At 27.9% G+C, this 11,592-nt stretch carries 8 protein-coding genes; 2 read left to right on the forward strand and 6 right to left on the reverse strand.

All coding sequences use genetic code 11. The features are described from left to right. Positions 1-112 precede the first annotated feature (112 nt). The gene (locus tag KGF39_RS02765) at positions 113-1,030 is read left to right on the forward strand and encodes a ribonuclease Z (RefSeq protein WP_227821103.1); all 918 of its coding nucleotides are present in this window, start codon (positions 113-115) and stop codon (positions 1,028-1,030) included. Between the two features lie 131 nt (positions 1,031-1,161). Here the strand turns inward: KGF39_RS02765 and KGF39_RS02770 are convergent, their stop codons facing one another. Continuing rightward, positions 1,162-2,496 (reverse strand): CoA-disulfide reductase, encoded by a 1,335-nt coding sequence (locus tag KGF39_RS02770; protein WP_227821104.1) that lies wholly within the window; start codon positions 2,494-2,496, stop codon positions 1,162-1,164. A gap of 339 nt (positions 2,497-2,835) precedes the next feature. Here KGF39_RS02770 and KGF39_RS02775 point away from each other — a divergent pair, with 339 nt between their 5' ends. Further along, entirely contained in the window at positions 2,836-4,224 is a 1,389-nt protein-coding gene (locus KGF39_RS02775) for a cation:dicarboxylate symporter family transporter (protein ID WP_227821105.1), read from the forward strand. 80 nt (positions 4,225-4,304) lie between these two features. Here KGF39_RS02775 and KGF39_RS02780 read toward each other — a convergent pair whose 3' ends face one another. Genes KGF39_RS02780 through KGF39_RS02800 form a run of 5 tightly spaced genes read right to left on the reverse strand, consistent with a single transcriptional unit; the run spans position 4,305 to position 11,343 of the window. Then, positions 4,305-5,513: an alginate O-acetyltransferase AlgX-related protein gene (locus tag KGF39_RS02780; protein WP_107595446.1), complete on the reverse strand. Its 1,209-nt coding sequence runs from the start codon at positions 5,511-5,513 to the stop codon at positions 4,305-4,307. 15 nt (positions 5,514-5,528) lie between these two features. Further along, positions 5,529-6,947 carry an MBOAT family O-acyltransferase gene (locus tag KGF39_RS02785; RefSeq protein WP_227821106.1) on the reverse strand — a complete coding sequence of 473 codons (1,419 nt, stop codon included), beginning with the start codon at positions 6,945-6,947 and terminating at the stop codon, positions 5,529-5,531. Positions 6,948-6,964: 17 nt separating this feature from the next. Continuing rightward, on the reverse strand, positions 6,965-8,041 hold the full coding sequence (locus KGF39_RS02790) for a hypothetical protein (protein WP_227821107.1): 1,077 nt from the start codon (positions 8,039-8,041) through the stop codon (positions 6,965-6,967). Positions 8,042-8,051: 10 nt separating this feature from the next. Continuing rightward, positions 8,052-10,358 (reverse strand): glycosyltransferase, encoded by a 2,307-nt coding sequence (locus KGF39_RS02795; RefSeq protein WP_227821108.1) that lies wholly within the window; start codon positions 10,356-10,358, stop codon positions 8,052-8,054. 10 nt (positions 10,359-10,368) lie between these two features. Further along, positions 10,369-11,343 carry a glycoside hydrolase family 5 protein gene (locus KGF39_RS02800; protein ID WP_227821109.1) on the reverse strand — a complete coding sequence of 325 codons (975 nt, stop codon included), beginning with the start codon at positions 11,341-11,343 and terminating at the stop codon, positions 10,369-10,371. Positions 11,344-11,592 lie beyond the last annotated feature (249 nt).

Genomic DNA, 11,592 nt, shown 5'->3' on the forward strand with positions numbered 1-11,592 from the left:
TTTCTTGACTCAAATACACATTTATTGTTATATTTAATGTTAAAATAATTATAATAGGATATCATAATAAAAACAAACAACAGATTTGTGTTAATTTTAGAAAGGGGAAAAAATGATAGATTTAACTTTACTTGGATGTGGTGGAAATGTACCTATGCCAAACAGATTTCTATCCTCCGTATTTATAAACTATAAAGGTAGAAAAATACTAATTGATTGCGGCGAAGGTACTCAGGTATCTATGAAGCTAAAAAAATGTGGCTTTAAAGATATAGACTTGATTTGTATAACCCATTTACACGGTGACCATATATTTGGACTTTTAGGACTTTTATCAACAATTGGAAATAGCGGTCGTACAAGTGATTTAACTATAATTGGCCCAGTTGGAATAGTCGATTGTATTCGTTCTATGAGAAATTTAGTAGAATATGTACCATATACTTTAAAAATTATAGAAAATCCTCAAGGTAATTTTTCTTTAGATAATGAATTTTTAAAAAATCTAGAAATCTCAACAATCAATTTAGAACACTCCATAGAGTGCTTGGGATATAGTTTTAATTTTAGAAGAAATCCCAAATTTGATATAGATAAGGCAACTAAAAATGAAGTTCCTAAAATATTATGGAAGAAGCTCCAAGAAGGTCAAAGTATAGTTTTAGATTCCAAAACATACACTCCAGATATGGCCTTAGGAAAATCAAGAAAAGGAGTTAAGATAAGTCTTACAACCGATACAAGACCTATAGAATCAATACCAGACTTCATAAAAAATAGTGATTTATTTATATGTGAAGCCATGTATGGTGATGACTTAGATATATCAAAAGCTGTTAAAAACAAACATATGACTTTTAGAGAAGCTGCGAATCTTGCAAAACTAGGAAATGTTAAACAACTTTTACTAACACATTTTAGCCCTTCTCTAGATATACCTAATATGTATTTAGAAAATGCTACTAATGTTTTTGAAAATACCATTCTTGGAGAAGATAGATTAAGTTTACATTTAAATTTTGATGAATAATTTAATGTAATCCTTATTTCTAAGAATTTAGAATAAAAATTTAGGAATGAATTTTACCTTGATAAAAATATTTTTGGTAAATTCATTCCTTTAATCACCTGTCAACTATATTAACTATAATCTAGATACTATTATTTAGATACATTTCCAGCTACATTTAAAACATCCCATGTTCTTGCAAATGGTGGAGCATAACACAAGTCTAACATTCCAAGTTGATTTGTAGTCATTTTTCCAAAGATAGCAGCTGCCAATACATTTGCTCTTTGGACAGCATCCTTAAACCCTACCACTTGTCCACCTAAAATAACTTTTGTATCTGCATCATAAACAAGCTTTACATATATTTTATTTCTACCTGGATAATAGTGAGTTTGATTATAGTCAGAAATAAATTTAGATTTAACATTTATACCTAAATCTTTAGCTTGTCTTTCTGTAATTCCAGTTGATGCTGCTTCCATATCCATAATCTTTATACAACTTGAAGATAATGAACCTTGATAAGAAACTTCTTTTCCTGCTAGGTTCTCTCCTACTATCCTACCCAATTTATTAGCTCCAGTAGCTAAAGGAACATATACATTTTCATTACTTACTATGTTCTTTATAGTTGCACAATCTCCAGCAGAGTATATATCTTCTACAGAAGTTCTTCCATACTCATCAACTACTATAGCTCCATTTTTTAGCATTTTTATATTAGTATTTGACAAAAACTCTGTATTAGGTCTCACACCAGTAGCAATTATTACTACATCTGTATCTATTTCCCCTTTGTTTGTTATAACTTTTTCTACTTTATCTTCTCCATACAGTTCTACAACCATTTCATCCAAGTGCAAATTGACATTATGTCTATTTATTTCTTCTTCTAATACATCTGTAATTTCCTTGTCAAATACTTGTGGTAATATTCTATCTTCCAATTGAATTACATCTACATCTTTGCCTAATTTCTTACATGCCTCAACTGCTTCTAATCCTATAAAACCAGCTCCTATTATTGTCACTTTTTTATTTTCTTTATTACTTAAAAGTTTTTTTAGATATTCTCCATCATATAAACTTTTTAATGTAGAAACATTCTTCAATTTTATGTTTTTTATAGGAGGTATAATACTTCTTGCTCCAGTGGCTATCATCAATTTATCATAGTAATCTTCATATATTTCATCTGTTTTTACGTTTTTTACTTTTATTTTCTTAGATTCACTGTCAACTTCAACGACTTCTCTAAATATATTTAAATCAATCCCAGCTTCTCTAAGTTTTTCAGGTGTTCTTGCTAATAGGTCATCAGCATCATCAAAAAATCCACCAACAAAGTATGGCAATCCACAAGCACCAAAAGATACTATCTCTGTTTTTTCATAAACAACAACTTCATACTCAGGTTTTATTCTTTTTAATTTTGCTGCAGCACTCATACCAGCTGCAACACCACCGATTATTACTACTCTCATTTTATCTCTCCTTCGATGTCTAATTAATTTCTTTACTTATTTTAAGCTTTTCATTTGATATATATTCTATGTAAACATTTTTTATAATAATTTTACGTTATTTATTTAACATTTTTTATTTGAAATCAAATCTTATAAAAGCCATTTTATCCTTTCTTACCCTAGTTCAAATTCTTTAAATATATATTATACCCTATTTCTACGTATTTAATCACATTTTTAAAATTTAAATCTTCTTACTCTATTTAAGTAAATTGTGATATAATATTGACATTTTTTTAATATATTGATATCATTTAAACTTAGAAAAATTTATTTTTAAATAAAGGAGAAAAAATATTGGAAAGTTCATTTTTATCACAATTTCTTATGATTACAGATTTTAAAACGATTTTCTTCATAGCCTTACTTCTAAGTACATTTTTTATTGTTAGACAATTTGAAAAGAAAAAAATCAAATTTTCATTGAGAACAATATATGCTACAATACTAGGACTCCTATTGGGAATTATAATCCAAGCTTCTGCTGGTTTTCCTAATGATACCACTCAAGTCACTTGGCTACAAGAAGTAAGTAAATGGTATAGCCTATTTGGTTCTGGATTTATGGACTTATTAAAAATGTTAGTAGTACCTTTAGTTTTCTTATCCATTATAAAAGTAATTATAAATATGAAAGATAACAATCTTGGAACTCTGACTTTTAAGTCTTTAGGGATGCTTCTTGCTACTACTGCTATAGCTGCAATTGTTGGAATTGTCGTTGCAAATATAATGAAGTTAGGTGTAGGAGTTAATCTACCTGCTTTAGGTGGAAATCAGGAACTTAAAGAAATAAATTCTCTTATAGATACTTTAAGAGGATTACTGCCATCTAATCCTGTAATGGCTATGGCAAATGGAAATATTGTGGCTACAATAATATTTGCTACATTTATAGCTACCTCAATAAAAAGACTAAGTAAAAAACATTTTGACACAATAAAGCCATTTATAGATTTTATAGAAGCATCTTACAAGATAATTGTAAGTGTATCTATGACTGTTATCAAATTTATGCCTTATGCTGTAGTTGCTCTGCTTGCAAATACAATAACTTCCCAAGGTATTAGCTCAATAGTCTCTGTTTTATATTTTATGTTAGCTCTTTATATATCAGTTGCAATATTATTTATTATACATTTAATTTTTATAACTTTAAATGGTCTAAATCCCATTACTTATATAAAAAATTCAACTGAAGCTTTACTTTTGGCATTTACTTCACGTTCTAGTTTAGGAACATTACCTGTAACGATAGAAAGCCTAGTACAAAATCATGGAGTTGATGAGGGTGTATCAAGCTTTACAGCAAGTTTGGGTGCAAATATGGGTATGAATGGTTGTGCAGGTATATATCCTGCTTTAATGGCTGTAACTCTTGCTAATATGGCTGGAGTAAACATGGATATGAGTTTTTATGTTATGTTGTTAATTGTTATAACAATTAGTTCATTTGGAATAGCAGGACTTCCAGGAACTGCTACAATGGCCGTTTCCGTTGTTATCTCTGGAGTTGGTCTTGGTTCTTATTTTCCATTAGTTGGTGGTATACTTGCAATAGACCCTATACTAGATATGGGACGCACAATGATAAATGTTAATGGTGCTATGGTATCATCAATTACTGTAGGAAAATCACTTGGAAAAGTAGATAAAGAAGTATTTAGTAAGAAAAATATTTCTTAAAATAATTATCAAAATAAATGGCTAACTTTTAAACAGTTAGCCATTTATTTTTTATTTTATCAGAAAATTGCTTTATAAATTTACTCACAAAACGGGAAAAATTCTTTTGTAAGATTTTGAGGATAGACAGATATAAAAACAAAGTCATAATCCTGAGACTTTGCATATTCTAGTATGTCTCCGTCATAATATCTAGGGTCTATCATATCTATAGTTGAACAAACAGAGGAAAAGAATGCTGCTGTTGGTACAATTAAAGAGTCTTTAACAAATAGAACTTTTAATCCTTCTGGATTTTCTATATTTTTTATTTTAACTAATGGTCTATTCCCCAATAAGTATGTAAAATACTTATCCGATTGTCCATCCATTAAATTAAGGTCTGCATTAAAAGGATATGATAATATCAAGCTCTCTTCAAATCTTCCTTTTAACTCAAATTTTTGAGATTTAGAATCTGTATAATAAGTATAATTAGTCTTAAACTTAGGATAAATTAATGTAAAGTCATCTATACCACCATATAAAATACCAGTCTTTCTTCCCATAGAACCAAGAAATGACTTAGGATATACAATTGAATTATAATTTTTCTTATCTCTATAGTAGTAATTCTCATCTAAATTTATACTGTATTTCTTATTAAGTTGCTCAACTAGTTCTCCAAATGCCCAAAAAGAAGTTTCTACTCTCCAGTGATGGTCTGTTTTAAAAAACAAATCATCTTTTGGAATACCACTTTTTAAAATATTTTCCCTAAAATCAATATAGTCAACATTGTACTTTTTTAGTTGATTTAGAAAATTATCTGCTGTCTCATTACTATAAGAATAAGGTATCCCTTTTGGAAATTTTGTCACTCCTTTTATATACTTATCTGGAGTCATTAAGTAAACCAATTTAGTATTTTGTTTTTCCATTTCCTTAGAAAATTTTCTTACCCTATCTGCTATCACACCAACTGGATTTGGAGCTTTGGCAAAATACGTATAATGCATCTTTCCAGAAGTATCTTTTACAACACTAAATTTTGAAAACTCATTTTTGCCCATCAACTTTTGTAAATATCCATAAGTTTCAATAAATGTATTTTTATATATTACTTTATCATTTACTGTATTATCAATAGATGATATTGTATCTTTTAAACTACTTTTTTCAGCAACTGAATTTTTTATTTCCTGCATCATATCTTTTCCAGAATAACAAATATTAAAGATAGAGAAAGTGAATAAAACAATTAAGAACATAATTGCAGTTATTAATCTTACTTTAAAAAATCTATTCATACTTTTCCTCCCCAACTAAAAATTAAAATAAATAAATGGATTATAGCTTCCAGTTACTAAATATGTCACAGAAATAAAGAACAATAAAATAGCTGAGATTGGATAAAATACATTAAATATCATACTACATTTAGCTTGTTCAACTACAAACTTATTGATTTTCTTCGCAATAGGTACACTAAAAATAAACGCAAATATAAAGAAAATCCAGTATTCTTTTAAAAACATATATGTATAATCACTCCATATAACTCCATTGCCTCCAAACATAGCTTTGAAATAATTATATGCTTCTTTTAAATTAGGTGACCTAAACAATACCCACCCAAAATTAACTACTAATAAAGTATAAATATGTTTTATAAAATTGTGATTTTCAATCTTTTCAAACATTATAAATCGCTCTATAATCAAGAAAACAAAGTTTAAAATTCCCCAAATTACAAATGTCCACTCTGCTCCATGCCATATTCCAGTAAATAACCACACTATAAACATATTTCTAATCATAATATCTTTATTTGCTACTCTAGAACCTCCAAGTGGAAAGTATATATAACTCTTAAACCACATTCCCAAAGAAATATGCCATCTTCTCCAAAATTCAGTAATTGACTTTGATATATATGGATAATTAAAGTTCTCTTCAAATTTAAAACCAAACATAAGACCTAAGCCTATAGCCATATCTGAATAAGCAGAAAAATCAAAGAATATTTGCAGTGTATAAGCTATCGAACCAAGCCATGCAAGTGATGCAGCTATTTCTCCTTGACTATTCATAGTGTAAATGTAGTCTGCTACTATAGCCATATTATTTGAAATTAATACTTTTTTGCCTAGACCTGTTATAAACCTGCAAGTCCCAATGGAAAATTTACTCCAAGTTTCTTTTCTATTGAGAATTTGTTCTGCCACACTTTCATATCTAACTATAGGACCTGCTATTAATTGTGGGAAAAATGCTATATATAGTCCCACATAAAAAGGATTTTTTTGAACTTCTCCGTGTCTACGATATACATCTATAACGTAAGACATTCCTTGAAATGTAAAAAATGAAATTCCTATAGGTAAAACAATACTAGGTATAGTCAATTCAGTGCTAATAAGTTCGCTAATATTTCTTAGTGCAAAAGCTAGATATTTAAATATAAATAAAATGCCTATATTATATGCACACATCAAAACTAAAAAAATTTTTACTTTTATTTTACTTTCCCTATATCTATCTACTAGTAAACCAAATATATAGTTCATTATTATGGAAGCTATCATAATAACAACAAATTTTGGTTCTCCCCAAGCATAAAAAAATAAGCTAACAGCTAGCAATATCATATTCTGTATCGTTCGATTAAACCTAAATACATAATACAATACCAAAGTTATTGGTAAAAAATAAAATAAAAAAATTAAGCTTGAAAATAACACAATCTAACCTCCTCTCTTTACTTAGTTTTTGAGTATTTTTTCCAATACAAATATATTCCAAAGCATATTATTACTAGAGATATAAATAAAATTCGAATAAATGTTATGATATTATTCATAAAATTTATTTTTTTCATATCTTGTACTGTTGGTGATTGCTCAGGAGATACTAATGTATATGGAACACCATCCTTATCTTTTTTATTAATACTCCAAGATTCAGTCAATGTTATTTTCTTTCCAATTTTGAACTTATCATCAACATTAACTTGTAGAATGATTTGCCCAGGTTTGGCTTTATTACTTAATGTTAATTTACCTTTTTGAGATATACTTACATTATCTTGTTTTCCCATAAGAGAATACTTAATTTTGGAATTACTTTCAAGACCTAATACATCATATTGACTTATACTTTGACCCAATACTGGTATTTGTACTTCTTCATCGCCAGTTATTTTAATATTATGCAAAGATTCTAATTTATCCCCAGCCAATAAAGACATCTTTTTTATAGTAACAACATTATGTTCTTCATCAGACGGAATAAACGTAATTCCCCAACTAACAATATTTGAAAGCATATTCGAGTCCAGCACCACATTACTTTTCTCATTTATAAGATTATTAAAATTCACATAAATTTTGCCCTCAAATTTACCTGGTACTTCTATACATCCATCTTTTATTTTATCTGAATATATTATATTTTTATCTTCAAAAAATATTTCACTGCCTTCTTTTAACCTAAATTCAAGCATATTCTTACTTTGTATACTTAAATTTACTCTCTGAGAGCTTTTATTTTTATTTTGAATCTCAATATAAAAATTATGGTACATACTCCAATTTTCTTTCACATTTTGGTAAATATATAAGTAACGTTCCTTATCACTTTTAGAACTATCTGTTTCTATTTTTATACTTGTATCTTCGTGTGCAATTTTAGAACTTAGGTTATTCTCTATCTTTTTAAAAGATAAATCTAAGGTTTTGTCACTTGTTGCTGAACTTATAAAAGTAGCATTTATTAAAAAAATAAACACAAAAATAAGATATTTTACAGAACAAAAAAACACTTGTAAAGTCTTCATTTCATCTCTCCTAAATATATTCCATTGGCTCAAACTCATCTGTACTTTTTTCTTTCTTTTCACTAGGTTTTGAAACAATAATTGTCTTATTCTGTAATATCCAATACATCATTTCATCTCTTAAAAAGAAATTTTGCATTATGCCATTAATATTATTCACTTTATATAAAATACCTCTTTCATCAATTTTCCCCTCACATAAATCACATTCTAACACAATATTTTCATTAATTTCCAACTCAATTTCCTTAGGATGAATATTTTTATTCTCAAAATTTAATAGTACATATCGATAATTAAAATTTACTATTCTTAATTTACCTATATTTTTTATATCCATATGAAAATTCATATTGATTCTTGGACTTCTTCGCGATAATGTTCTAGTTTTTTCAATACGTTTTTTCACATTAATTTGTAAATCATCAAAAAAACCTAGTTGATTAGATATTGTCATTGGTAAAGTAGGTATTCTATCATGAACAATACACATCCAGCTATCTATTTCACTATCTTCAATATGTGTAATATAAGCTGCATACTTCCATTTTGAATTCACTTCCACAACATTAACAATCTTTGCCTTCATACTAGCTATATACATTTCATTTCCCGATTTTTCTCTAAACTCTACCTCAAACTCTTCTTCTGGAAAAATATATTCTGGATTTTCTAACAAAAACGCAAATCCATTTTCTGATATGTCAATTGTTTTTGAAGAAATAACATAAGAGTTTTGTTTTAGCTTAAAATCAATTTCAGCAATATAACGCTCAGACTTTCTTAATTGTTGTCTTCCTGATATAAATAATGTAGCCATAACAAGATTAAAAAGGTTTCCAATTAACCAAAATAACACAACTGAATATGTCATTGAACTCATTTTAAATATTGCTATAAACATTTTTAAAATTCCTATTATAGATAAGACTATATAAATAAAATAAGGTATTCCCTGTAAAAATTTATACACTTTATTTTCTTCTAATTTATTCTTATTTGTTACTGAAAATTTATTTTTAGATATTGCAAATGTTTCAAGTATTACTGCTGGCATCAAAGACTGAAACATTATAGTTTCATATATATTGGTCCATCTAGTATTTCTTATATTTTGAGAAAATATTTTAAGAGATAAGCTACTTAAAATATACATTGGTAGCCAAAATATCAATACTTGAAGCAATGTACATTTTACTACAATTACATTAAACACAGAAAATAAAATAGGTGCCATTATATATACAAAGCGTTTTATACTTGCATACCAATAAGTAATTGAAGAAATATAACTTATTTTCTGCCAAAATCCTAAACCTCTCCTAAACAAAATATTTAGACGTCTACCAGTTTGTATACATCCACGGGCCCATCTTTCACGTTGCTTAATAAGACTTTTTAAATCAGTAGGAGATAAACCTGATGCATGTACTTCTGGAATGGCATAGCATCTATATCCTTTACTTTGAATTAAGATACCTGTTGCAAAATCTTCTGTAATAGAATAAGTATAAAATCCATCAACTTCTTTTAGAGCTTCTCTTGAAATAACTGTATTACTACCACCATAAATTACAGAATTCGTCCTGTTTCTAGCCAATTGAATATCTCTATAAAAATAATCCTGCTCGTTTGGAATTCTTCCTTCAGAGTGCAAATTAAATTGGAATAAATCTGGATTATAAAAACTTTGGGGAGTTTGCACAAAACCAACCTTTTCATACTCCTCTTTTTCCCCATCTTTTTTAGCTTGCTCATTTTTCAAAAAGTATGGTACTGTGGCAATCAAGAAATCATGCATTGGTATCATATCTGCATCAAATGTAGCAATCAAAGGAGAGTTTGTATGTTGCATTGCATTATTTAAATTACCAGCTTTAGCTCCTTCTCTTTCTGTTCTAGTTATATAATTTACACCCATTTTTTCTGCTAGAATACGCATTTCTTCACGATTTCCATCATCACATACGTATATATGTACCTTTTTCTTATCTGGATATTGCATATGAATACATCCATTTATGGTTTTTCTTACCAAATCAACAGATTCATTATATGTTGCAATGAATACATCTACATGTGGATAAAGTTCTTCACTTATAATTGGTTTTTCAGGATATTCAATATTTGACATACCATAATAATGTACAAACATTTCCATCATTCCTATTATCTCTACAAAAAGCAGTATTACAGCGCATACTAAGGCAAATATACCTTCTTCTTTAGGTACTGTATAAAAGATTCTCCATAATATATATATGATATTAGTAATAATAGTTAAAATTATAAGTATCTTTTTTGAATTTTTCTTCATAAAATCACCTCTATTCTATTAATGCATTTAATATATCCTTATCCCAAGTCCCTTCAATCTGATTGTATATTCCAAATCCAGAAGCAAGTTCCCAATAAGCCCATGAAAAGTTTCGTTTTTCAGCTTCTTCTCTTACAGCTTTTATCCAAGCTTTTCTTGAAGCTCCTGGCGCCTCTTTTGTTATTCCAAATTCACCTAAGAATACTTTCACTTTATTTTTATTTGCCCAATTTTCCACAGTATCAAACCTTTTTTTTAGATACTCCATTTGTTCATTTGTTCCTTCCCAAGTAATATTACTCAAATGCTCAAATCCCTTATGATAGACATTCCCTTGAAACGCAAAATCATTTGGTTCATAATAGTGAAAAGAAATTACTATATTAGAATCTTTAGGAATATTTAATTCATTTAAATAATCGATTTGATAGAAATTGTATGGTCCTACTATAAGTGTTCTTTTAGGGTTAGTTTTTCTAATTATGTTTATTGCTTCTTCAATGTATTCATTTAATAACTGTGAAGATAAATTTTCTTTAGGTTCATTTAACAGCTCAAATACCAATTTTTTATCATATTTTTGGTACCTGTTAGCTATTTGCTGCCATATTTTTAAAAACTTCTCTTTATGAACTCCTGGTTCTTTCATAATTTCTTCAAAATGATGTAAGTCTAAGATAACTATTAAGTCTTTCTCCAATGCATAATTTGTGTATCCATCAATTTTTTTAAAAAATTCTTCATCTATTTTAAAATCATTGGAATCTGATGTATAGTCAGAAAACCTTACTGGTATACGTACTGTGTCAAAGCCTGCATCTTTTATGTCATCAAAAAACTTATTTGACATTTTTACATCCCAAGGAAAATCTTTAGGTGATTCTAGTGCATTACCTATGTTTATCCCTCGTTGCATCGTAACTGTATCACTGTTTCCCCTTATTACAAAATAAAATCCAATAAAAGCTATGCTTAAAAAAAACATTATAATAACACCTATTCTTTTTATATTACTCTCCTCCCAACAATGTTATCTTCCATATAATATTATTCAATCCCTATTATAACAAATTAAATTATATCATGTTATATATAATTATTGTCATTTACAAACTTTATCGTGATTATAGTTTTATAAATATTGAATACAACTAAAAAATAAAATAACTTTCTCAAAATAGAGATAAGCCTTTTTTCAGTATTGAAATGATGAAAATATATTTGATTTCATACA

Origin of the sequence: Clostridioides sp. ZZV14-6345, assembly GCF_020657775.1 — a bacterium.
Taxonomy (GTDB): Bacteria; Bacillota; Clostridia; order Peptostreptococcales; family Peptostreptococcaceae; genus Clostridioides; species Clostridioides difficile_D.